This window comes from Trinickia diaoshuihuensis (genome assembly GCF_003390925.1).
Classification (GTDB): Bacteria; Pseudomonadota; Gammaproteobacteria; order Burkholderiales; family Burkholderiaceae; genus Trinickia; species Trinickia diaoshuihuensis.
This window is the reverse complement of sequence record NZ_QUBS01000082.1, coordinates 127,408-150,704: the sequence shown is the minus strand read 5'-3', so window position 1 is coordinate 150,704 and position 23,297 is coordinate 127,408. Positions and strand designations below refer to the sequence as shown.

Here is a 23,297-nt window from a genome sequence, read left to right as displayed (position 1 = left end):
CATCGGGGTTTACGTTGATTTAACTATGCGTAATCCGTTTTACTATGCGTAAATTCGGTGAGACGGCGGCGACGCCCGACGTAGCGACGCCCGACGAGATCACCGCGGATACCCAACGAGGAGACGAAGACGATGAGCAGCCAGCCGACGCAAGCCGACATCATCGAAGTCGAGCGCGCGCTCGACGCCAAGCACCATCCCGCCTTTCATTTCATGTTGCTGGCCCTGACGGCGCTTGCGCTCGTTATCGACGGTTTCGACGCCCAAGCGATGGGCTATGTGGCGCCGAGCGTCATTGCCGAATGGCATGTGTCGAAGGCCGCGCTCGGGCCGGTCTTCAGCGCAAGTCTGTTCGGCATGCTGCTCGGCGCGCTCGGTTTGTCGGTGCTGGCCGACCGCATCGGCCGCAGGCCCGTGCTCATCGGCGCGACGCTGGCGTTCGCCTTGCTGATGCTGGCGACGCCGTTCGTGACCACGATCCCGCAACTGATTGCGGTGCGTTTCGCGACCGGGCTGGGGCTCGGCTGCATCATGCCGAACGCGATGGCGCTCGTCGGCGAGTTTTCGCCGCAAGCGCATCGCGTGAAGCGGATGATGCTGATTTCTTGCGGCTTCACGGTCGGCGCCGCGCTCGGCGGCTTCGTCAGCGCCGCGCTGATTCCGGGCTACGGCTGGCGGTCGGTGTTCTACGTCGGCGGCGCCGTGCCGCTCGCGCTCGGCATCGCGATGGTGTTCGCGCTGCCCGAATCGCTGCAGTTTCTCGTGCTCAAGGGGCGGATGGAGCAGGCCAAGGCATGGCTCGCGACGTTCGATCCCGCGCTTGCCCTCGGCCCGGCGACGCGCCTCGTCGTGCGCGAGCGCAACGACGGCGGCGCGCCCGTGGCGGAACTGTTCCGCGCCGGGCGCATGCCGGTCACGCTCTTGCTGTGGGCGATCAGCTTCATGAATCTGATCGACCTCTATTTCCTTTCGAACTGGCTGCCGACGGTCATGCGCGCCGCGGGGTACACCGCCGGTACGGCCGTGCTCGTCGGTACGACGCTGCAAACGGGCGGCGTCATCGGCACGCTGTTGCTGGGCTGGTTCATCGAGCGCTACGGCTTCGTGCGCGTGCTCATCGTCTCGTTCGCCGGCGCCGCCGTCTCCGTCGGGCTCATCGGCAGCGTGGCGCATATGCTGCCTTGGCTGCTCGTGGCCGTGTTTGCCGGCGGTTTTTGCGTCGTCGGCGGGCAGCCCGCCGTCAATGCGCTTGCCGGTCAGTACTACCCCACGGCGCTGCGCTCCACCGGGATCGGCTGGAGCCTCGGCATCGGCCGGGTGGGCTCGGTACTCGGGCCGCTCGTGGGCGGGCAACTGATCGCGCTGCAATGGTCGGACGCCGCATTGTTCCGCGCCGCCGCAGTGCCGGTGCTGTGCTCCGCCTTGTTCGTCATCGCGCTTGCCGGCGCGACGCGCGGGCGCCGGGCCGGCTCGCCGGCCGCCGTTTGACCGTGTGCGTCCCGCATCGATTTATCGTTTAACGGAGAACTTCAGTCATGCAAGACGTCTCTCGCCGCGACGTGGAGCCCGGCTACCAGTCCGGTTTCGCGAACGAATTCGCCACCGAGGCGCTGCCCGGGGCGCTGCCGGCCGGCCGCAACTCGCCGCAGCGCGCGCCTTATGGGCTTTACGCCGAGCAACTCTCGGGCACGGCCTTCACGGCGCCGCGCGCGCATAACCGCCGCAGTTGGCTCTATCGGATCCGGCCCGCCGCGGTGCATCGGCCGTTCGAGCCGTTCGTCCCGCGCACGGCCGAGGGCAAGTCGCGGCTCGTCGCGAACTTCGCCGAAACGCCGGCTACGCCTCCGAACCAATTGCGCTGGGATCCGCTACCGATGCCGGCCGAGCCGACCGACTTCGTGGAAGGCCTCGTCACGATGGCCGGCAACGGCGCGGCCGAGGCGATGTCGGGTTGCGCGATTCATCTGTATGCCGCGAATCGTTCGATGACCGATCGATTCTTCTACAACGCCGACGGCGAATTGCTCATCGTGCCGCAGGAAGGGCGGTTGCGCATCGCCACGGAAATGGGTGTGCTCGAGCTCGAGCCGTGCGAAATCGCGGTCGTACCGCGCGGCGTGCGTTTTTCGGTGACGCTCGCCGACGGACAAGCGCGCGGCTACGTCTGCGAAAACTTCGGTGCGCTGCTGCGTCTGCCCGATCTGGGCCCGATCGGCTCGAACGGGCTCGCCAATCCGCGCGACTTCCTCACGCCGCACGCGGCTTATGAGGACCGAGAGGGAGCGTTCGAACTCGTCACGAAGCTGAACGGTAAGCTGTGGCGCGCCGATATCGGCCACTCGCCGCTCGACGTCGTCGCCTGGCACGGAAACTATGCACCGTACAAGTACGATTTGCGCCGTTTCAACACGATCGGCTCGATCAGCTTCGACCATCCCGATCCCTCGATCTTTCTCGTGCTGCAATCGCAAAGCGATACGCCGGGTGTCGATTCGATCGACTTCGTGATTTTCCCGCCGCGCTGGCTGACGGGCGAGGATACCTTCCGCCCGCCTTGGTTCCACCGCAACGTCGCCAGCGAGTTCATGGGGCTCGTGCACGGCGTATACGACGCCAAGGCGGAGGGGTTCGTGCCCGGCGGCGCGAGTCTGCACAACTGCATGTCCGGCCACGGGCCCGATGCGGACACGTTCGAGAAGGCGTCAAAGATCGATACCAGCAAGCCGCAAAAGGTCGGCGATACGCTCGCGTTCATGTTCGAGACGCGCACGCTGCTCAAGCCCACGCGCTTCGCGCTCGATAGCGTGCAATTGCAAGCGGACTATTTCGAGTGCTGGCAAGGCTTGACCAAGCATTTCAATCCGGAACGGCGATAAGCATGACCCAAGATCTTTCGACAGCGCTCGCGCAAACGCTCGACCCCGCCAAGCGCAGTTGGCTCGCGTCCGCCAACGACGCGGCTTGCGATTTCTCGATCCAAAACCTGCCGTTCGGCATCTTTACTGACGTGCGCAATCCGGCGCCGCGCGCGGGCGTGGCGATCGGCGACTGGATCGTCGATCTCGCCGCGCTGCGCGCCGCCGGGCGACTCGAACTCGATGCCGATGAAGACGTGTTCGCCCGTGCGTCGCTCAATGCGTTCATCGCGCTCGGGCGCGATGCGTGGCGCGGCGTGCGGATCCAATTGAGCGCGCTGCTCGATGCGGCGTGCGCAACGCTGCGCGACGACGCTGCGTTGCGCGAGCGCGTTTTCGTGCCGATGCAAAGCGCGACGATGCATCTGCCCGTCGAGATTCCCGGCTACACCGACTTTTATTCGTCGAAGGAACATGCGACGAACGTCGGCTCGATGTTCCGCGATCCGAAGAATGCGCTGCTGCCCAATTGGTCGGAGATGCCGATCGGCTACAACGGCCGGGCCTCGTCGGTCGTCGTCAGCGGCACGAGCGTGCGCCGCCCGATGGGGCAATTGAAACTTCCCGACGCGGACCGCCCCGTCTACGGCGCGTGCCGCAAGCTCGACATCGAACTCGAGACCGGCTTTATCGTGGGGCGTGGCAATGCGCTCGGCGAGCCGATCGCTTGCGGCGAGGCCGAGGATCATATTTTCGGCATGGTGCTGCTCAACGATTGGAGCGCGCGGGATATACAGCAGTGGGAATACGTGCCGCTCGGGCCGTTCAACGCGAAGACGTTCGCGACGACCATCTCGCCCTGGATCGTGACGCTCGACGCCCTCGAGCCGTTCCGTGTCGCGCAGCCCGAGCAGACGCCTGAACCATTGGAATATTTGCGGCATGAAGGGGCGCATGCGTTCGACGTCTCGCTCGAAGTGCGGCTGCGTCCGGACGGGGCGAACGAAGCGACGACGATCGCGCGCACGAACTTCAAGCACATGTACTGGACGATGGCTCAGCAACTCGCTCATCACACCGTGTCGGGATGCAATACGCGTGTGGGCGATCTGATGGGCTCGGGCACGATCAGCGGGCCGACGGAAGATTCGTTTGGTTCGTTGCTGGAGTTGACCTGGAACGGGGCTCGACCGTTGACGCTAGCGGGCGGCGGCACGCGCACGTTCATCATCGACGGCGACGAGCTGACGCTCGCCGGCTGGTGTCAGGGCGAAGGCTACCGCGTGGGCTTCGGAGCGTGCGTCGGCAAGATCTTGCCGGCTCGTGGCTGAATGATGGTCTAACGCAGCACCGCAAGGCGGGGCGCCCGCGAACTACCGCTGCTCGTCGGCCGCCTCGCCGTGACGTCCGGCGCCCGCCGCGAAGCGGGCGGCCCCGGCGAGGCCTTCGTCGAGTAGAGCTCGATAGCCCCCGGCGCCCTCGCGGCGCAGTGCTTCGGCCAAATCGCCCAACGCGCTGTTTTCGATCGCCGAGCGGCGGTCGGCGAGCAAGGCCGCTTGCGGCAGCGCGGCAAGTTGCGCGGCCAGCGCTTCGGCGGCCGTGCGCGCCTCGCCATGGGGTACCACGCGGTTGGCGAGCCCGATCGCCAACGCTTCCTCGGCGTGCACGGGCCGCCCCGTCAGAATCAAATCGAGCGCGCGCGACAGTCCGACCAAACGCGGCAAGCGAATCGTACCGCCGTCGATGAGCGGCACGCCGAAGCGCCGGCAAAACACGCCGAGCACGGCATCTTCTTCCACGACGCGCAGATCGCACATCGCCGCGAGTTCGAGCCCGCCCGCGACGGCGTGACCGGCGATCGCGGCGATCACGGGTTTGGACAGCATCATGCGCGTCGGCCCCATGGGTCCCGCGCCGCTGCCGTCGGGCCGCGCTTCGTTGCGGCGTGCTTCGTCGTTCATCGCCGTCAAATCGGCTCCCGCGCAAAACGTCCCGCCAGCGCCGAACAATACGCCCACGCGCCAAGCGCTCTCCGACTCGAAGCGCGAGAACGCGTTCGCGAGCGCCTCGGCGGTTGGCCGGTCAACGGCGTTTTTACGCTCGGGGCGATCGAGCACGATTGTTGCAACACCATGGGCGGATGCTTCGATCCGGACATGCGCACCAAAGATTTCTCGCATCGCTCGTCTCTCTTGTTGGGACCCGCGGCGGCCAAGGTTCAGACCGATGTGTCATATTTGTCACGGAATCGTCATCATCCGAGGATACCCTTGCCGGTTTCCTCGGCGAAACGAACGCCGATGGGCTGGCGCCCAGCGCCAGGAATGCCAACAATCATACGTTCGTCATGTCCACGTCCGCATTGATTCATGCGGTTGCTCTCGCACCCTCGGCCGGCCCCGGCCCGGTCTGGCTCGTTCCGCTTGCCAACCATCCTCACTACGATCACGTGCGCCTAAAGCGCGTGTTCGAAGACGACCAGAGCCGCCATCGCGTCGTGATCGTCGACGCTCGCAAACTGCTCGAATGCGCCGGGCGCGACGATACCGATTACGTGCTGCCGCCCGTCGGCAATTGGCACAGCGGCAAGGTCAAGGGCATCCGCGATTTCCTCGACCCCGACAACGAACGCATTCCCGCCATGCCGTACGTGACGATCCACGCGCGGCGCGTGCGCGGGATGCTCGGTTGGCTGCGGCTCAAGCACGAAGGCGTCGTCGGGTTCCGCAACGGCCAGCACCGCGCGCGCTATCTCGCGCACGCCGGCGCGGTCGCGTTCCCCGTCGAGGTGCATGAACGCGAGGCGGCGTTGCTCGCACAGCTATGCGGCTATGTGGCGCCGCCGGCGACCGTAACGGACGGTCTGTCCACGCCTTCGTCGGAATCGCCGCCGACCGTCGCGTAAGCGCGGGCCCGCTTTCGGTGACGCATTCGGTAGAAAATCCTTGCGGATGGTCCGAAATGGGGCAATGATCGGGACTCCCCCTCGCCGCATCGCACCAATCGAAGCATGAGCAGCGTAACCATCGCGGCGGGGTCGACTCACCCCTTTCGCGCGACGCGCCTTTACGCCTAGCCATGTCCAGCCACGAGCCCTCCATCCCTTGCCCCGACGTCGTGTCGCTCGACGCGATCCTCCCCGAAGAACCGCTGTTGATGATGGGCGCCGGCCCCGTGCCGATTCCGGCGGCCGTCGCCAAAGCCAATGCCATCGTCATCAATCACCTCGGGGCCACGATGTCGAAGGTGATCGGGCAAGTGAAGGAGATGGCGCGCTACGTCTTTCAAACGCGCTCCAAATGGGTGTTGGGCGTGGCCGGCCCCGGCTCGGCGGCGATGGAAATGGCGATTTCCAACCTCGCTTGGACGGGTACGCGCGTCCTGTCGATCAAGAACGGGTTTTTCAGCGCGCGGATGGCCGAGATGGCCAAGCGCTGCGGCGCCCACGTCGCCACGCTCGACGTGGCCGACGGCGCCGTGGCCAGCCTTGCCGAAGTGGCCGACGCGCTCGCGCGCGAGCGGCCCGAGATCGTGACGATCGTCCAAGGCGAGACGTCGAACACGATCTGGAATCACGAACTGAAGGAAATTGCGGCGCTGGCGAAGGCGGCCGGTGCGCTCGTGGTCGTCGACGCCGTTTGCACGCTGAGCACGATGCCGCTCGAGATGGACGCTTGGGGCATCGACGCCGTCATCACCGGCGGGCAAAAAGGCTTGTCGTCGATTCCGGGCGTCTCGCTGATCGCATTCTCGGACGAAGCCTGGCACCGGATGAAGACGCGCACGCAACCGGGCGCCCATTGGTGCCTCGACGCTTCGCTCGCCGAGAACTTTTGGCACAACGCCGGTTATCACTACACGGCGCCCGTGTCGGGCGTGCTGGCCCTGCACGAGGCGTTGCGCCTTGTCTGCGCCGAAACGCTGGAGAAACGCTTCGCGCGCCACCTGAAGTGTTCCCTCGCATTGCAAGCCGGCGTATCGGCCATGGGGCTGGCGCTCTTCGCGCCCGAGCCGTGCCGGCTGAACTCGGTCGTCGGCATCTCGACGCCCGCGCAACTGAGCCCCGGCGACATCTGCGGCCACATCTCGCGCCATCATCAAGTGGAGATCTCGGGATCGTTCGGATTGCCGATCGTGCGGATCGGGCAGATGGGCGAGCAGTGCCGCGAACACAACCTGTTCCGCACGCTGCATGCGCTCGGTCGCACGATGCTCGAATTGGGCGCGCGCGTCGACCTGCCGGCCGGCGTCGCGGCGCTCGAACAGTCGCTCTCTGAGAATGCGCGCGGCCGTTGAGGCAAGCCCGGGCGCCGGTTCGGCGCTGCCGCGCTGCCGCGCGTCAAGCTAGCGCGAGCAACGCCGTGCCCGTCAGCGCGAGCGCGCCCGACCAAATCCAGTCGAAGTTGATCCACCCGCGCCGCAGCATGCCGAGGCCGAAGTACTCGTAAGCCGCGAATGCGATCGCGGCGCTCGTCGCCGACGCCACGAGCGTGTGGACAATAGTGACGAGCGCCGCGGGACCGAGTGTGTCTCCGAGTGCGCTGGTCAGACTCGCTTGCGCCGCGGCGCCGCAGATCGGCATCAAGGCCGGAACGAGCATGAGCCCCGCGCCGTGAACGGTGGCGGTGGCCGCCGACCACAGCGCAAGCCCCGCGGCGCCCGCCGTCATGCCGACGCGCACGCGATGCCGATGCCCGTACAGCAGGTGATAGACGGCCCAGCCGAGCAGCACGATCCCCGCGACGATTTTCAACGGGCCGGCATGGACCGCGAGTCCCAGCACGAGGGCCGAGGAGGTGACCGCGAAGATCGAGACGGCGTGGCCCAGCGCGAGCGGCGGCAACGCCGCCACGAGCGCCGTGCGGCTTTTGCGTTGCAAACCGAGCGCGGTGGCGAACAGCCAGCCCATGGCCGGATTCACGCCGTGAAAAATCCCGCTGCCGACGACCGCGAGCCACGGCGCGGCCGCGCTCGCTTGCGAGGCCAGGGTCATGGTCGCGTCCCTCCCGGCGCAGCGGCCCGGATCGTTCCGACCGGCGTCCTCAAGGGTAGCAATACGAGTCGGACGACGCGTCGCCGCCTTCGAGGCGAATCTGATGCGGCCGATGGCTCTTCGGCCATTCGAGGTAAAACTCGCGGTCGAACGACAGGCCTCCGTCCTCGGGCGCGTCGAGCTTCACCATCCAGCCGTCGATGCCGTCGGGGTAGAACTGTTCGTCGATGGCGCCGTACAGCGAGTTGGTGAAGTAGACGCGGCGGCCGTCGCGGCTTACCTCGACCATTTGCGGCCCGCCGTTCAAAGGCTGGTCGCCGCTGCGCGGGTGCGGCGTGCGCCCGGCGATGCCGCCGATGCGCACGGAGCCCACGAGTTCGGGGTGATGCGGATCCGATACGTCGTAGCGGCGCATCTCGCCCGTGCCCCAGCATGCGACGTATAAGAACCGGTCATCGAGCGAGAGCGCGATATCGGTGACGAGCGGCGGCACGGCGCTGAAGCGTTTGAGCATCGGCGGCAGCAGGGCAGGGTCGGCCGGCTCGGCGGGAATCTCGATGACCTTGCGCGCCGCCCAGCGATCGCCGTCGCGGTACCAGGTCCAAATCGATGCGGACAGATCCTTCAAGCTGATCACGGAGTTGACGAAGCCGTGCGCCTTGGTCGGATCGTGCGCGGGCCGCAATTCGAAGACGAGCTGGTTTTCCTCGCCGAAGTCGATCGTCTGCTTGTGCTTGCGCGTATTGAGGTCCCAGAAGTGGAGCCGGTGGCCGTACTGGCCACCCAGGAGGATCTCGGGCACCAGGCCGTTTTCGAACGTGGCGGGCAGCCCCCATTCGCTGGAGACGAGCGTGTCGTAGCCGAGGTGCCACCAAGCGTCGTAGGCGAGTTGCTGCGGCCCACGGTCGATTTCCCATTGACCGCGGATATCGAACGAATCGTGATCCATCAGAAAAATGCCGCCGGGCGCATCGCCTTCGGCGTTCGCGAGCGAGACGACGAAGATGCCTTGCGGGCCGCAGTGGATCGTGTGCGGCCGTGTATAGCCGGACTTGCGCGCGACCTCGTCGGGTTCGAGCACGCGCACGATCTTCGGCCGGCGCGGGTCGGGTTTCGTATCGAGCACATGAATGCGCGAGCTGCGCAGACCCGGGACGATTAAATAGCGGCGTTCGGAATGCGGATGCGGCGCGTTGGGGCAAAGATGAGAACTGCATGCATTCCAGCCGAAATGATGCAATTCATCGCCGGTGTTCGGCATCGCGACGCGTTCGACGATTTTGCCGTAATCGGGCGAACCGGGATCGAGATCGACGACCGCGAGTTCGTCGGGTACGCGCCGCGTGGGATCAAAGCTCGCGACGTACGCGAGCGTTTCTCTCGGGGCTTGCGCGGCGAGCCGCGCGGAAGGGTAGAACGTCGGATCGGGTTTCCAGGACGACATAGCCCTCTTCCTCTCTTTTTGGGATGAGGGGCATATCCTAAGAGTCGAACAATGGAAAAAGCAAGGAAGGAAAAGGAATAAGAATAAAAGAAACGCGAAAAAACTATCCCGGACAGAATTACCCATTAATTCTGGTGGTTGTTATTTAATTAGCGCTTCCTTTTCCAATACAAAACAGTCGTTCCAGGTATCGACGGCCGCGAGCTCAGGCCGTCGCAGCTAGACGCCGGCCGCGCGCGTGGCGTAGATAGAGCGCGAGCGAGAGGACGGCCGCTGCCGCGGAGGCGATCGCCGCGACGAGGAACACCGACGGATAGCCGAATTCCCCGGCCACGTAGCCGGCGAGCGGACCCATGACGCCGAGCGAGAGGTCGAAGAAGACCGAATACGCCGCGAGCGCCGCGCCGCGGCTAGCGGGTGGAACGAGTTCGACCGCTTCCACGCCGAGCGAGGGGAACACGAGCGCGAAGCCGAAACCCGTCATGGCCGCGCCGACGAGCGCGGCGTGCGGCGCCTGCGCGAGCCAGAGCGTGAGCAGGCCGGCGCATTCGAACGTCAACGAGACGAGGGCCACGCGAAAGCCCCCGTACGTGCGGATCGCGTTGGCGAACAGCAGGCGCGCGCCGACGAAGAACCAGCCGAATAGCGTCAACGCCAGCGCGGCGTGCGACCAGCCGCGCGCCGCGTAATACAGCGCGATGAACGTCGCGATGGCGCCGAAGCCCGCGGCGCCCAGTGCCAGGCCGACGCCGTGCGGCAGAACCCGCACGAATACGCTCGCGTATCCCATGCGCTCGCCGTGAACGAGCGGAACGTCTTGCAGCTTGCGCGCCAGCATGTAGCCGATCGCCGCAAGCGCGATCGTCGCGACGCCGAGCGCCCATGGCCCGACGGCGTGATCGAGCGCGGCGCCCACAGGTGCGCCGATCGCCAGCGCGCCGTAAGTGGCGATGCCGTTCCAGGAAATGACGCGCGCGTTGTGCGTCGCGCCCACGCGACCGATTCCCCAGAGAATCGCGCCCGTCCCGACGCAGCTTTCCCCGAAGCCCAGTGCGAACCGGCTAGCCACCAGCACGACGAGGCTCACGGCCGGCCACGCCTGGCAAGCCACCGCGAGCGCCAGCAAGGCGCCGCTGCCGCAGCAGGCGGCAAGGCCGATGCCGACGGTGCGCTTGGGACCGAGGGTGTCGGAAAACCGTCCCGCGTGGGCCCGCGAAAACAGGGTCGCAGCATATTGCACGCTCACCGCCGCGCCGGCCAACACGGAACCCAAGCCCAGTTGGCTTTGGACGAACCCCGGCAGGACGGGCAGCGGCAACCCGATGATCAAGTAGCAGATGAACGTAAAGAAAACGACGGGAACGATCCGAGCGGTGGCGGCACGATCGGATAAAACGGGGGAGGCGGCGGACATGGGCAAGCGCAATGACAGTGTCGGCGGCGATGGTAAGGGAAAACCAGGGTTGAAGCCAGGCCGACAGTATGAAACGAAGAGCGTATTGTGACATGGAACCGGTTTCCTCGCTCGACGTCGTCCGCCAAACGGATGAATCGGCTGCCGGATATATCGGTGCGAGCGTATGAGCGGCATGCGAACGCGCCTATGGGTGGCGCATATTGGCGGTGCTACTTTTCGATCAAAGGACGACAAGCGTCTCTTCCGGTTATTCGCCTCCCACGACCATGAGCCAACCAATCCGTTTTTATCACCGCAATGCCATCCGCGAAGTCACCGATGTGCCCGTCACGCGCACGGTTTTGCAATACCTGCGCGAAGACGTCCATTGCACCGGCACGAAGGAGGGCTGTGCCGAGGGCGACTGCGGCGCATGCACCGTCGTCGTGGCCGAACCCGACGGGGCGGGCAGCGTCCGGTTCGCGGCCGTCAACGCCTGTATTCAATTTTTGCCGACGCTCGACGGCAAGGCGCTGTTCACGGTCGAGGACCTGCGCCAGCCCGACGGCTCGCTGCATCCCGTGCAGCAGGCGATGGTTGATTGCCACGGCTCGCAATGCGGGTTTTGCACGCCCGGCTTCGTGATGTCGATGTGGGCGCTGTACCGCAAGCATGGGGGTGAAGGCGACGCACCGGCGTGTGCGGGCGCCGGCGGCTGCGTGCCGTCGCGCGCCGAGATCGCCGACGCGCTGACCGGCAACCTATGCCGTTGCACGGGCTACCGGCCGATCCTCGACGCGGGCGAGCGGATGTTCGACCTGCCGGGCCCCAAAGCGCCGGTGGATGTGGCCGCGCTTGCTCGCACCTTGGCCGGCTTGCAGCGCGAGGGAACGTTCCATTACGAGCACGGCGGCGATTCGTTCGATGCGCCGCGCACGGTGGCCGCGCTGGCGCAACTGAAGCTCGAGCGCCCGCGGGCGCGTCTGCTCGCGGGCAGCACCGACATGGGGTTGTGGGTGACCAAGCAGATGCGCGCGCTGGGCGACCTCGTCTATCTCGGCCGGGTAGCGGAGCTTACGCGGATCGAAACGTCGGGAGAGTGGATCGAGATCGGCGCCGGCGTGACGGTCGAGCGGGCCTACGCAGAACTGGCCGGCCATTACCCCGAGTTGACGGAGATGTGGAAGCGCTTCGCGTCGTTGCCGATCCGCAATGCGGGCACGCTCGGCGGCAACGTGGCCAACGGCTCGCCGATCGGCGACTCGATGCCCGGCCTGATCGCCCTGGGCGCGCGCGTCGTCCTGCGCGGCGCCGATATCGAGCGCGAGCTCGCGCTCGAAGACCTCTACCTCGCCTATCAAAAGAAAGACATGGCCGAGCACGAGTTCGTCGCTGCGCTGAAGGTGCCGGCGCGCACGGGCGAGCGCAAGCATTTGCGCTTCAGGACGTACAAACTCTCGAAGCGGTTCGACTCCGATATCTCGGCCGTGTGCGCCGCCTTCTCGTTCATTCTTGAGGGTGAGACCATCCGCTCGCCGCGCATCGCGTTCGGCGGGATGGCTGCCACGCCCAAGCGCGCGTCGCAGACGGAAAGCGTCTTGGCCGATGCGGCGTGGCATGAAGCGACGGCGCAAGCGGCGATGCAGGCGCTGGCCCGCGACTATGCGCCGCTCAGCGATATGCGGGCGACGAGCGACTACCGCCTGCAAACCGCGCAGAACCTGCTTTATCGCTTCTGGCTCGAGACGCGCCCCAACGATCCGTTGCCGCCGCAAGCCTTGAACGTGCGGCTCGTCGACCTCGAAGCGCCGGCGCAAGCATAAGCGTCCCGAGAACGCCTGCAAGGAAGACAAACGACAGAGACACCTATGAACCAGCAAGCCGAACCGTTTTTGACCGAGCTGGCAGCGGACGAACCCGAGCGCGCGGCGTTTCGCCAAGTACACGTGTCGCGTCCGCACGAGTCCGCGCACTTGCACGTGAGCGGCCGCGCCACCTACACCGACGACATTCCGCTCGTGGCCGGCACGTTGCATGCCGCACTCGGGACGTCGCCGAAGGCGCATGCGAAGATCGTGTCGATGAACTTCGACGCCGTGCGCGCGACGCCGGGCGTCGTCGCCGTCTTCACGGCGGAGGACATTCCCGGCAAGAACGACTGCGGGCCGATTATTCACGACGATCCCGTGCTGGCGGACGGCATCGTCCAGTATGTCGGTCAGCCGATGTTCATCGTCGTCGCCACGTCGCACGACACCGCGCGCTTGGCCGCGCGGCGCGCGCGGATCGAATTCGAGGAATTGCCCGCGGTGCTGACGGCGCAGGCCTCGCGCGCGGCCAATCAGTCCGTGCTGCCGCCGATGAAGCTCGCGCGCGGCGAGGCCGCCGCGAAGATCGCGCGCGCGGCGCATCGCTTGGGCGGCGAGCTCTTGCTCGGCGGCCAGGAGCAGTTCTACCTCGAAGGGCAGATCGCGTACGCGGTGCCCAAGGACGACGACGGCATGCACGTGTGGTGCTCGACGCAGCACCCGACCGAGATGCAACACCATGTGGCGCACGTACTCGGCGTCGCCTCCCATAACGTGCTGATCGAATGCCGCCGGATGGGCGGCGGTTTCGGCGGCAAGGAATCGCAGTCGGCGCTATTCGCTTGCTGCGCGGCGCTCGCCGCTTGGAAGCTTTTGTGCCCCGTGAAGCTGCGCCCCGATCGCGACGACGACATGATGATCACGGGCAAGCGCCATGACTTCCATTACCGCTACGAGGTCGGCTATCGCGATGACGGCGTGATCGATGGCGTCTCCGTCGATATGACCTCGCGCTGCGGTTTCTCGGCCGATCTGTCGGGTCCGGTGATGACGCGTGCCGTTTGCCATTTCGATAACGCTTATTGGCTGCCCGACGTCGATATCGCGGGCTTTTGCGGCAAGACGAACACGCAGTCGAACACGGCGTTTCGCGGCTTCGGCGGTCCGCAAGGGGCATTCGCGATCGAATACATCATCGATAGCGTCGCGCGGTCGCTCAAGCTCGATCCGCTCGAGGTGCGCCGGCGCAATTTCTACGGCAAGACCGAGCGCAACGTGACGCCGTACGGGCAGACGATCGAGGACAATGTTATCCACGAGCTCGTCGACGAACTCGTCGCGACGAGCGACTACCATCGCCGCCGCGAGCAAGTGCGTGCGTTCAATGCGACGAGCCCCGTGCTCAAAAAGGGCATCGCGATTACGCCCGTGAAGTTCGGCATCGCGTTCAACGTCACCCATTTCAATCAGGCCGGTGCGCTCGTCCATATCTATACGGACGGCTCCGTGCTCGTCAATCACGGCGGCACCGAAATGGGCCAGGGGCTCAACACGAAGGTCGCGCAAGTGGTCGCGCACGAACTCGGGGTCGGCTTCTCGCGCGTGCGGGTGACGGCGACCGACACGAGCAAGGTGGCCAATACGTCGGCGACGGCCGCTTCGACCGGCTCGGACCTGAACGGCAAGGCCGCCCAAGACGCTGCGCGCCAATTGCGCGAGCGCCTGGCCACGTTCGCGGCCGATCGGTTCGGCGAGGGGAACGTCAAACCCGGCGACGTCGTGTTCGCGAACGACCTCATCCGCGTCGGGGAACGCGCCCTGCGATTCGAAGAGGTCGTCGCGAAGGCCTATCTGGCGCGCGTGCAACTGTGGTCGGACGGCTTTTACGCGACGCCCAAGCTCTACTGGGACCAGCAAAAGCTGCAAGGGCGCCCGTTCTACTACTACTCGTATGGCGCGGCCGTGTCCGAGGTCGTGATCGACACGCTGACGGGCGAGATGCGCGTCGTGCGCGCCGATGCTTTGCACGATGTGGGCGCGTCGCTCAATCCGGCGCTCGACATCGGACAGGTCGAAGGCGGCTTCATCCAAGGGATGGGGTGGCTCACCACCGAGGAGCTTTGGTGGAACGCGGACGGCAAGCTCATGACGCACGCGCCTTCGACGTACAAGATTCCGACCGTCAACGATTGCCCGCCCGACTTGCGCGTGCGTCTGTTCGAGAACCGCAACGCCGAGGACAGCATTCACCGCTCCAAGGCGGTCGGGGAGCCGCCGCTGCTGTTGCCGTTCTCGGTGTTTTTCGCGGTTCGCGACGCCGTCGCGAGCGTGAGCGACTACGAGGTCAATCCGCCGCTGAATGCCCCGGCCACGGCCGAGGAAATCCTGAAGGCCGTGGCGGCCGTGCGCGCGGCGCGCGCGGGCGCCCTCACCGGGAGCGCGGCATGAAACCGTGTGTCTTCGCGCCGGTATCCGGGTCCCCCGCAGGTGCGGCGCCGCTCCATGTCGTGCTGTTCGGCGCGGGCCACGTCGGCCATGCGCTCGTGACGTTGTTGGGCGCGCTGCCTTGCGTCGTTCAATGGGTCGATGCGCGCGACGAATGTTTCCCCGACGAAGTGCCCGCGAACGTGCAGATCGAGGCGACCGATACGCCGGAGGCGATCGTCGACGCCGCCCCGCCAGGCGCATGCCTGCTCGTCATGACGCATAACCACGCGCTCGACTTCGCCTTGGCCGAGCGGATCATGCGCCGCACGGACTTCCGCTACTTCGGCATGATCGGCTCGAAAACCAAACGCGTGAAGTTCGAACGACGCCTGATCGAACGTGGCGTCGAACCCGAACGCCTGCACGAGATGGTCTGCCCGATCGGGGTGCCGGGTATCGTCGACAAGGCGCCGTCCTCGATCGCGGTGGCCGTCTGCGCCCAATTGATGCAGGTGCTATCGAAACGGCGAGCGGCGGCTTGCGCCGTCCCGCGGTTCCCCGCGACCGCCGAGCGGTAAGGCGATCGGTAGCGTGGTGGGCGGCCGGATCGCGCCCGGCCGCGCGGGGCAAGGGCAAGGCACCGCCAGGGCGGGCGATCCGTCGCCGTCCAGGTTCGCCCGTCGCCGCGCTTTGCACCGCGTTTGTCGATGCGGGCAGCCTTTCTCGCAGCATTTTCCCTCGGCATCCCTTATGCTGCTCGGCGATGCGCTGTGCAGCGGAGTCCCGTTTGCGCCCCTGCGGGCGGGGCGCCGCGTTCGTCCGCGCCGCGCCAGTGCGCGCCTGCCGCGCGCCGAATCGATCGAGGAACCCGCTATGAGCCGTTTGTTCGAGCCGATGACCATCGGCAATCTCGCTTTGTCCAATCGCATCGTCATTGCGCCGATGTGCCAATATTCCGCCGAAGGGGGGAGCGCCACCGATTGGCACATGATCCATCTGGGGCAGCTCGCGCTGTCGGGCGCCGCGATGCTGATCCTCGAAGCGACGGCCGTCTCGCCCGAAGGGCGCATCTCCCCGGCCGATCTCGGCCTGTATTCGGACGAGAACGAGACGGCTCTCGCCCGCGTGCTCAAGGCCGTGCGGACCTATTCGCCGATCGCGGTGGCAGTGCAGCTCGGCCACGCGGGCCGCAAGGGATCGAGCCGTGCGCCGTGGGAAGGCGGTACGCAGATCCGCTCGAACGAGGCGCTCGGCTGGAAGACGGTGGCTCCGTCGCCCGTGCCGCATTCCCATGACGAGGAGGCGCCGGCCATGCTCGATCGAGCGGGCATGGACAAGGTCCGCGACGACTTCGTGGCCGCCGCCAAGCGGGCGGCGCGCCTCGGTATAGACGGCATCGAGATCCACGCCGCGCACGGCTATTTGCTGCACCAGTTCCTTTCGCCGATCGCCAATCACCGGGACGACGAGTACGGCGGCAGCCTCGAAAACCGGATGCGCTTCCCGATCGAGGTATTCGAAGCCGTGCGCGCGGCGTTTCCCGCCGAGCGTCCCGTTTGGGCCCGCATTTCGGCGACCGACTGGGTGCCGGGCGGGTGGGATGTCGAGGGCACCGTCGCACTCTCGAACGAATTGAAAGCGCGCGGCTGCGCGGCGATTCACGTGACGACCGGCGGCGTCTCGCCCGAACAGGCGATCAAACTCGGCCCGGGCTATCAAGTGCCGTACGCTCAGCGTGTCAAAGCCGAGGTAGGCTTGCCCACGATCGCGGTCGGCCTCATCACCGAACCCGAACAAGCCGAGGCGATCATCACGGACGGCGAAGCAGATGCCGTCTCCCTCGCGCGGGCCATGCTCTACGATCCGCGCTGGCCGTGGCACGCTGCGGCCAAGCTCGGCGCTCGGGTCTATGCGCCGAAGCAATATTGGCGCTCGCAGCCGCGCGAGTACAAGGATCTGTTCGTCGGCGCAGCCTTCGGTCAGCGCTAACGATGCGGCAGGATCAAGACCCGCCGCGCAAGCCGCGGCTGCCCCGTATGCCGAAGGTGCTGCGCGCGCCGCGCCCGCCGCGCTTCGTGGCGCGCGTGATCGCGGTCTCTTGGCGCGATCTGGCCGTCTCGACGGGGCCGATTCTCTTGATCTCGGCCGCGGCGATCTGGCTCGCCATTCGGCTGATCCAGCCCGCTCCGCCCAATACGCTGACGATCTCGGCGGGGCCGGTGGGCAGCTCGTTCTGGAACGCGGCGCAGCAATACAAGGCGATCCTCGCGCGCAACGGCATCGCGCTTCAGGTGTTGCCGTCCGCGGGATCGCTGCAGAACCTCGAACGGCTGGCCGATCCGAATGCGGCCGTGGACGTTGGTTTCGTCCAAAGCGGGGTCACGCTGACGGCTCAAGGGACGCAAGCGGCCGCGGGGGCGTCGGACAGCGCGGCTGCCTCCGCGGCCTCGTCCACCGCCGGCGCCCAACGCGCCTCGGGCGCGGCGCAGGGCGCCACGCCGCCCGAGCATCTCGTCTCGCTCGGCAGCGTCTCCTACGTGCCGCTCGTGATTTTTTACGAAGGACGCGAGCGTCCGCTGTTGTCGGCCTTCGCCGGCGGGCGGCTCGCGATCGGTCCGGAGGGCAGCGGAACGCGTGCGTTGGCGCTGGCGCTGTTGCGCGCCAACGGCATCGTGCCCGATCACGGTACGACGCTCTTGCCGCTCACGGGCGAAGCGGCGGCCCGCGCGCTGACGGAGCACCAGATCGATGCAGCCTTCCTGGCCGGCGATTCCGCGCAGCCGCCGGTCATGGCCAAGCTGCTGCGCACGCCGGGCGTGCGCCTCTTCTCGTTCTCGCAAGCGCGCGCCTACGCGCGCCGCTTCCCGTATCTGACGGATATCGAACTGCCGATGGGGGCGTTCGATCTCGGCAAGAACTTGCCGCCCGCGCCCGTGCATACGGTGGCGCCGACGGCAGAACTCGTCGCGCGCGATTCGCTGCATCCGGCGCTGTCCGATCTGTTGATCGAAGCGGCCAAGCAAGTGCATTCGCGCGCGAACCTGCTGCAAAACGCGGGCGAATTTCCGTCGCCGGTCATGCACGATTTTCCGATCAGCGACGATGCGGCCCGTTACTACAAGTCGGGCAAAAGCTTCCTTTATCGTTTGCTGCCATTTTGGCTGGCGAGCCTCGTCGACCGGCTGATCGTGCTCATCGTGCCGATCGTCGTCGTGCTGATTCCGGGCGTGAGGCTGATTCCGTCGTTGTACGCTTGGCGCGTCAAGTCGCGTATTTACCGGTGGTACGGCGCGCTGATCGCGATCGAGCGCTCGGCCCTCGACGAAACGGCCAGCGACGAAGAACGCGCCGCCTCGCTGGCCAAGCTCGTCGAGATCGAGGCGGCCGTGAACCGGCTGAAGATGCCGCTCGCGTACGCCGATCAGTTCTATGTGCTGCGCGAACATATCGGATTCGTGCGAACGCGCCTGGCGCAAGCGTGGGGTGAGCGCGCGGCTACGGACACGGAGGCGGGCGGCGCGTAATATGCGTGACATGCTCGCCCGCGAGCGGCAACCGGATCCACCGGAGAACTTCATGACTCAACCGATCGACGCGGCGTCGCCGCTGTGGTTCTACGATTTCGTGTCGCCGTTTTCTTATCTGCTGCTCGAGCAGCACGACAAATGGCCGAGCATGCCGTTCTCGCTCGTGCCGGTCTCGGTCTATGCGCTCTATCGGCATTGGGGTCAGCGTCCGACGAACGAGGTGCCGCAAAAGCGCACGTTCGTCTATCGGCACGCGCTCTTTCGCGCGGAACAGCTCGGGATCGCGTTCAAGATGCCGCCGGCTCACCCGTTCGATTCCACCAAGGCGCTGCTGCTCGCCGCGGCGATCGAGGCCGACGTGCCGACCGTCTGTTCGATGTTTCGCTTCATTTGGCGCGAAGGGCGCGATCCGTCCACGCCGGATGGTTTTGCCGACCTGTGCCAGTTGCTGAACGTGCCGCACGGCGAACGCCTCATCGAGCACCCCGATACGAAGGCGCGTTTGCAACGCAACTTCGACGATGCGCTGGCGCTCGGCGTATTCGGCGTGCCCACGTTCCGCTTGCATCGCCAGTTGTTTTGGGGCGAGGACGCGCTACCGATGGTGCTCTACTGCGCGCGTTCCCCCGGTTGGCTCGAATCGCCCGAAGTCAAACGGATCAGCGCGTTGCCGAGCGGGATGGCGACGTGATGGAATCGACGCGTCGCGAGAGCCATATCGAACCCGAGGCGCGCGGCGCCGACGCGCTCGATATCTGGCTGCTGCGCGTCTTGCGGACGCTGTTGACCGAGCGCAGCGTCACGCAAGCCGCCTTGCGATTGAACCAGACGCAGCCCGCGATCAGCACCGCGCTGCGCAAGCTGCGCGAGACGCTCGGCGATCCGATCCTCGTGCGCGGCAAAACGGGCATGGTGCCGACCGAATTCGGCGCGTCGCTGCTCGGACCGGCGCAGCGCGCATTGCGCGACGTCGATTTCGTCGCGACGCCGCACGGCAACTTCGAGCCGGCCTCGACGCGGCGCACGTTCCGTATCGCCGCGCCCGATTATCTGAACGACTTTTTCATGCCGACGCTGATCGCGCGCTTTCGCGAGGCGGCGCCGCAAGCGCGGCTCGAGATCGATTCGCTCAATCCCGGGCTCGATCACGGCGCGGCGCTCGACGCGGGCGAGCTCGATCTCGTTCTCGGCAATTGGCCGAAACCCGATACGCGTTTCGCGCGCAGCGATTTGTTCAGCGACACCGTCGTCTGCATGATGCGCGCCGATCATCCGCTTGCGCACGAGGCGCTCACGCTCGAACGTTATCTCGGGGCCGCGCATCTCGCACCGACGCCTTATAGCGGCGCGCGGCGCAACGCGATCGAGATCGGGCTTGCGCGAGCGGGCGCCGCTCGGCGCGTCGTCACGACGCTGCCGTACTTCGGCCTCGTGCCGCAGGTGCTGCTGCACTCGGACCTCATCTTCACGACGACGCGCCGCTTCGCCATGCACTACGCGCGCATATTGCCGCTGGCCGTGTGCAAGGCGCCGATTGCGTTTCCACGGATCAAGTGCTATCAGATGTGGCATCCGCAACCGGACCGGCCGCATGACCTTGCCTGGTTGCGCGCTTTGGTCGACGACGTATCGGCGCAACTGACGGCGCGTTCGCGCAAGAGCGAAACGTAATCGGCACGAGGCGATCGATGCTCAACGCTGCCCGGCGCGGCGCCGTTCGGCCATTCGATATTCGGTCGGCGAGATCGACAAGCGTTTGCGAAACATCTTGGCGAGACCGTCGCCGCTGCCCACTCCGCAGCGGCGCGCGATCTTGTCGACCGGCAGATCGGTGCCCGCCAAAAGGACGCAACTCGCGTCGAGGCGCGCGCGGACCAAATATTCCGACGGTGTGATCCCCATCTGCGATTTGAAGCGCCGCAAAAAGCTGCGCTCGCTCATCGCCGCGACCTCGGCGGCCTTCGCGACCGAAATCGGCCGGCCGAAGTTTTCGCGGATCCAGCGCGCCGCCGTGTCGATCTTCTCGCGCGTACCGCCATCCTCGAGTTCTCCGAGTACGGCGCCGAGCCGGCGCCATGCACCCGGCGCGGCCCGCTCGGCGATCGCGCGCGCGGCTTGCGCGCCGCGGTCGCGCTTGACGATCGATAGCGCGCAGGCCACGGGGCCGAGCGGATCGTCGAGCGCGGTGGCCGGCTCGGCATGCGTGGCAGGGCGAGGCAATGGCGCCTGGGCGTGCGCGAACGGGCCGCCCGCCGCATCGCGGGCCGCGGCGCTCACGGTGGCGGCGAGGATGGCCGCGCCTTCGCCGAGTGCTTTCACCGCTTGCGTATGTTGCAATAGCGCACCTAAGCGGCGGACGAACGATTCGTCGGATGCAAGACGCGCGGCGCCCCGCCCACCGGGGATGAAAAGCGCATGCAAGGGCGTCGCCGCTTGCGTATCGAGATTGTCGGACCACACGCGCATCGTGGCGCTGCTGGCGATGCTGCCGCCCGTGCTCGACAAAACCAACAGAAGATAAGGCTCGGCGACCGGGCCGGGCGATAGGCTCGCGGGCGCGGGTGTGGGTACGCAGACGCCGGGCGCGCCTTCGCTTTGAAGCTCGTCCGCGAGCCGGAACACTTCGGCGATGGAACTCGCTTCGACGAGCGAGAACCCGTCGAATACGAGGATAGCGATGCGCTTGGCCATGTGGGAGCAGGCGTGACGTGCCGCGCGCATGCGAAGCAGGCGGCGCGAGTGCAATGCGTCGCATGGTATGCGCGAGCGGCGCCGGCACCGCAACCTAGTCGGAAAAACGCGAGATGTTGTCAGATGCCTTCGATACCGCGATGAGGGCCGCATACGCGTCACCTGTTATCGGCCGCCATACCCGGCGGGCGCCGTCACGTTCGCCAGCATGGCCCGCGCGTTGGTCGAGACGACGTAGATCGGCGCCTCGCTCAACGTCAGTGCGACGCGGCCATGACGGTAAGGCAGGCGCGCCGCATTGCCCATGGCGTCGAAGACGACGACCTCGCCGGACGCGTCCGTATCGTCGACCTTGAGCGCGTATGGCACCTGATAGGTGGCGCTAAACCCCGAAGCCGCGTTCCAGTGCGCGTTATCGTGCGTCCAGAGCGCCGTGACGACCTTGCCCCCGTTCAGCCGCTGAAACGCGTAGCCGTAGACCCCGGCCGGTACGTCGTTCAGGCGGCCAAGCGTCGCGGTGCCGTCGATCAGGCGCGTCATCGCGCACACGGCCATCGCGGCCGGCTTGGGGCTGATCTCGCGCGCGCCGTAGGCGCCTCTCGCGTGTTCGAGATCGAAGAACAGACCGTAACCGGGCGGCGACTCGGGTATGTCCGACGAATAGAAGACGTAGGTCATGTCGACGCCTTCTCCAAGCAAGATCAGATGCGTGCGCGCCACCACGGCGCCCTGAGCGAAGAGCACGTTTTGCGTGGGAAAGTCGGTGCCGTATTGCGTGCCGACGTCGTAGCTGATGCCGGTTTCCGTGGCGAACAGCTTCGCCCCGGGTGACAGCGTGCGTTTCATCCATGCGCGCAATTCGCGCAACGAGGCGGGCAACGCGTTTGCGGCCGCGGCGGGATCGGGATCGGTCGCAAGCCGCTCGGGCGGGTGCGACGGCGACGTACCCGCATCGTAGTAGCCGTGAATCGTGAGGCCGTCCAAGTAACGGCCGATGCGCAGCGGCGTGAGACGCGTGAGCCAGCGCAGGTTTTCGCGCACGGACGCATTGGTGGGGCCCATGACGATCGCATGAGGATCGGCGCGGTGGATCGCCTCGTAGGTCGCGCGGTACATATCGACGAAATGTGCGTCGGTGTCGCGCCACGGTAGGCCGCCGTCGTAATCGGGCTCCCACGTGACTTGATAGTAGTTGTGTTGCTGCGTGGGGAAATAGCGCGCGCGGATGCGGGCGGAATCGGTGCCGACGCGGTTCAGATAGCTCGCGTAGGCCGCCTCCGATACGGGCGCGAAGCTATGGGTCGCGGCGCCCGTCGGGCTCGCCCATGCGGGGATGCCGTCGAGCTGAATCAGCCGCATGATGTCGCCTTGCCTGAAATACGGTGCGAGCGTGTCGGGGCCCGGTTGGAACGTATTGGGTCCCTGCGGTTCTTCGATATACCAACCGCGCGTATCGTTGGCCCACGATAGGCCGAGCACGGGGTAGAGCGGGCGGTACCCGTCGCCCTCGCAACATCGCTCGCCCGCGCGTAGATAGTTCGCGCCCTGGCCGCCGAACCGGTGCTGATCTTCGTGCGGATAGGTAACAGGCGGCAGTACCGATGAAACGTCGGGCAAGACGCCGAAGGTGGCGATCCCGGCGGGACGCGTGCCGCGCCGCGGTAGCCGCCCGCCGCCGTGGACGAGCGATGCCATCAGCGCGAAGTAGCCCGCGCGCGAGGACGTGCAACGCAGCGAAACGCGCGTGTTGCCGGCGTCCACGCGTAGCTGCCCGCCGGCACGCACCACGTTCCATGCATCGCGAACTTCCCATTCGATCGTGTCGGCTTTTGCGGTTCGCGCCGCGATCGTCAAAGCGAATGACGTGCCGAGCGGCACGAGGCGCGTGCCGTCGCCGTCCGGCATGTCGGCGTCGATACCGTCCGTCAGGGCATGTCCCGGCTCGCCGGAAGCGGCCGGCATGCCCGGAAGCGCCGTGCAATCGAGTTCGCCTCGTGCGGACAGCGCGCCGGGAACGGCGGAAGGGTCATCCACGCGAGCGGGCTTCGAGGCGGTGCTGTTCGTCTCGGGAGCGGCGCGTCCGCAAGCGGTCAGCGAGATGCAGAGCAGGGTCAGGATAGCGAGATGCATGAGTCGCCTCGGGCCGGTGCGACGTT

The 23,297-nt window shown here is 66.5% G+C and carries 18 protein-coding genes; 12 read left to right on the top strand and 6 right to left on the bottom strand.

Going from position 1 to position 23,297, the window contains the following annotated elements:
• The first annotated feature begins 132 nt into the window (after nucleotides 1–132).
• Genes DXT59_RS21015 through fahA form a run of 3 tightly spaced genes read left to right on the top strand, consistent with a single transcriptional unit; the run spans nucleotide 133 to nucleotide 4,186 of the window.
• Nucleotides 133–1,488, top strand: coding sequence for an MFS transporter (locus DXT59_RS21015; protein ID WP_116138792.1), 1,356 nt, complete (start codon nucleotides 133–135; stop codon nucleotides 1,486–1,488).
• A gap of 47 nt (nucleotides 1,489–1,535) precedes the next feature.
• A complete protein-coding gene (hmgA, locus tag DXT59_RS21010) occupies nucleotides 1,536–2,876 on the top strand; it encodes a homogentisate 1,2-dioxygenase (protein ID WP_116138791.1) in 1,341 nt (446 codons plus the stop codon).
• 2 nt (nucleotides 2,877–2,878) lie between these two features.
• Nucleotides 2,879–4,186, top strand: coding sequence for a fumarylacetoacetase (fahA, locus tag DXT59_RS21005; RefSeq protein ID WP_162878177.1), 1,308 nt, complete (start codon nucleotides 2,879–2,881; stop codon nucleotides 4,184–4,186).
• A 42-nt stretch (nucleotides 4,187–4,228) separates the two neighbouring features.
• Here fahA and DXT59_RS21000 read toward each other — a convergent pair whose 3' ends face one another.
• The gene (locus tag DXT59_RS21000) at nucleotides 4,229–5,035 is read right to left on the bottom strand and encodes a crotonase/enoyl-CoA hydratase family protein (RefSeq protein ID WP_116138789.1); all 807 of its coding nucleotides are present in this window, start codon (nucleotides 5,033–5,035) and stop codon (nucleotides 4,229–4,231) included.
• 167 nt (nucleotides 5,036–5,202) lie between these two features.
• On the opposite strand from DXT59_RS21000, the gene DXT59_RS20995 reads away from it, so the two are divergent.
• Complete coding sequence (locus DXT59_RS20995) at nucleotides 5,203–5,760, top strand: plasmid fertility inhibition factor family protein (protein WP_240324604.1); 558 nt, start codon at nucleotides 5,203–5,205, stop codon at nucleotides 5,758–5,760.
• A gap of 173 nt (nucleotides 5,761–5,933) precedes the next feature.
• Nucleotides 5,934–7,151 (top strand): pyridoxal-phosphate-dependent aminotransferase family protein, encoded by a 1,218-nt coding sequence (locus DXT59_RS20990; protein ID WP_116138788.1) that lies wholly within the window; start codon nucleotides 5,934–5,936, stop codon nucleotides 7,149–7,151.
• 43 nt (nucleotides 7,152–7,194) lie between these two features.
• On the opposite strand, the gene DXT59_RS20985 is transcribed toward DXT59_RS20990, so the two are convergent.
• The 3 genes from DXT59_RS20985 to DXT59_RS20975 form a co-directional block, all read right to left on the bottom strand.
• Nucleotides 7,195–7,848: a hypothetical protein gene (locus DXT59_RS20985; RefSeq protein ID WP_116138787.1), complete on the bottom strand. Its 654-nt coding sequence runs from the start codon at nucleotides 7,846–7,848 to the stop codon at nucleotides 7,195–7,197.
• 49 nt (nucleotides 7,849–7,897) lie between these two features.
• On the bottom strand, nucleotides 7,898–9,292 hold the full coding sequence (locus DXT59_RS20980; protein WP_116138786.1) for a selenium-binding family protein: 1,395 nt from the start codon (nucleotides 9,290–9,292) through the stop codon (nucleotides 7,898–7,900).
• Nucleotides 9,293–9,497: 205 nt separating this feature from the next.
• Nucleotides 9,498–10,706, bottom strand: a complete 1,209-nt coding sequence (locus tag DXT59_RS20975) for an MFS transporter (protein WP_116138785.1) — start codon at nucleotides 10,704–10,706, stop codon at nucleotides 9,498–9,500.
• A gap of 269 nt (nucleotides 10,707–10,975) precedes the next feature.
• Here DXT59_RS20975 and xdhA point away from each other — a divergent pair, with 269 nt between their 5' ends.
• From xdhA to DXT59_RS20940, 7 genes are all read left to right on the top strand, one after another.
• Complete coding sequence (gene xdhA, locus DXT59_RS20970) at nucleotides 10,976–12,511, top strand: xanthine dehydrogenase small subunit (RefSeq protein ID WP_116138784.1); 1,536 nt, start codon at nucleotides 10,976–10,978, stop codon at nucleotides 12,509–12,511.
• A gap of 45 nt (nucleotides 12,512–12,556) precedes the next feature.
• Nucleotides 12,557–14,944, top strand: a complete 2,388-nt coding sequence (gene xdhB / locus DXT59_RS20965) for a xanthine dehydrogenase molybdopterin binding subunit (RefSeq protein ID WP_116138783.1) — start codon at nucleotides 12,557–12,559, stop codon at nucleotides 14,942–14,944.
• Nucleotides 14,941–15,501 (top strand): xanthine dehydrogenase accessory protein XdhC, encoded by a 561-nt coding sequence (xdhC, locus tag DXT59_RS20960; protein WP_116138782.1) that lies wholly within the window; start codon nucleotides 14,941–14,943, stop codon nucleotides 15,499–15,501. Before xdhB ends, xdhC begins: the two co-directional genes overlap by 4 nt.
• A gap of 295 nt (nucleotides 15,502–15,796) precedes the next feature.
• On the top strand, nucleotides 15,797–16,912 hold the full coding sequence (locus DXT59_RS20955; protein WP_116138871.1) for an NADH:flavin oxidoreductase/NADH oxidase: 1,116 nt from the start codon (nucleotides 15,797–15,799) through the stop codon (nucleotides 16,910–16,912).
• Between the two features lie 47 nt (nucleotides 16,913–16,959).
• Nucleotides 16,960–18,447 carry a TAXI family TRAP transporter solute-binding subunit gene (locus DXT59_RS20950; protein ID WP_116138870.1) on the top strand — a complete coding sequence of 496 codons (1,488 nt, stop codon included), beginning with the start codon at nucleotides 16,960–16,962 and terminating at the stop codon, nucleotides 18,445–18,447.
• Between the two features lie 52 nt (nucleotides 18,448–18,499).
• Nucleotides 18,500–19,141: a DsbA family protein gene (locus DXT59_RS20945; protein ID WP_116138869.1), complete on the top strand. Its 642-nt coding sequence runs from the start codon at nucleotides 18,500–18,502 to the stop codon at nucleotides 19,139–19,141.
• Nucleotides 19,141–20,121 carry a LysR family transcriptional regulator gene (locus DXT59_RS20940; protein WP_116138781.1) on the top strand — a complete coding sequence of 327 codons (981 nt, stop codon included), beginning with the start codon at nucleotides 19,141–19,143 and terminating at the stop codon, nucleotides 20,119–20,121. The genes DXT59_RS20945 and DXT59_RS20940 overlap by 1 nt, the downstream gene beginning before the upstream one ends.
• 21 nt (nucleotides 20,122–20,142) lie before the next feature.
• On the opposite strand, the gene DXT59_RS20935 is transcribed toward DXT59_RS20940, so the two are convergent.
• Together DXT59_RS20935 and DXT59_RS20930 are read right to left on the bottom strand one after the other, a co-directional pair.
• A complete protein-coding gene (locus DXT59_RS20935; protein WP_240324603.1) occupies nucleotides 20,143–21,141 on the bottom strand; it encodes a helix-turn-helix domain-containing protein in 999 nt (332 codons plus the stop codon).
• A gap of 165 nt (nucleotides 21,142–21,306) precedes the next feature.
• On the bottom strand, nucleotides 21,307–23,271 hold the full coding sequence (locus DXT59_RS20930; protein WP_240324602.1) for a hypothetical protein: 1,965 nt from the start codon (nucleotides 23,269–23,271) through the stop codon (nucleotides 21,307–21,309).
• Nucleotides 23,272–23,297 lie beyond the last annotated feature (26 nt).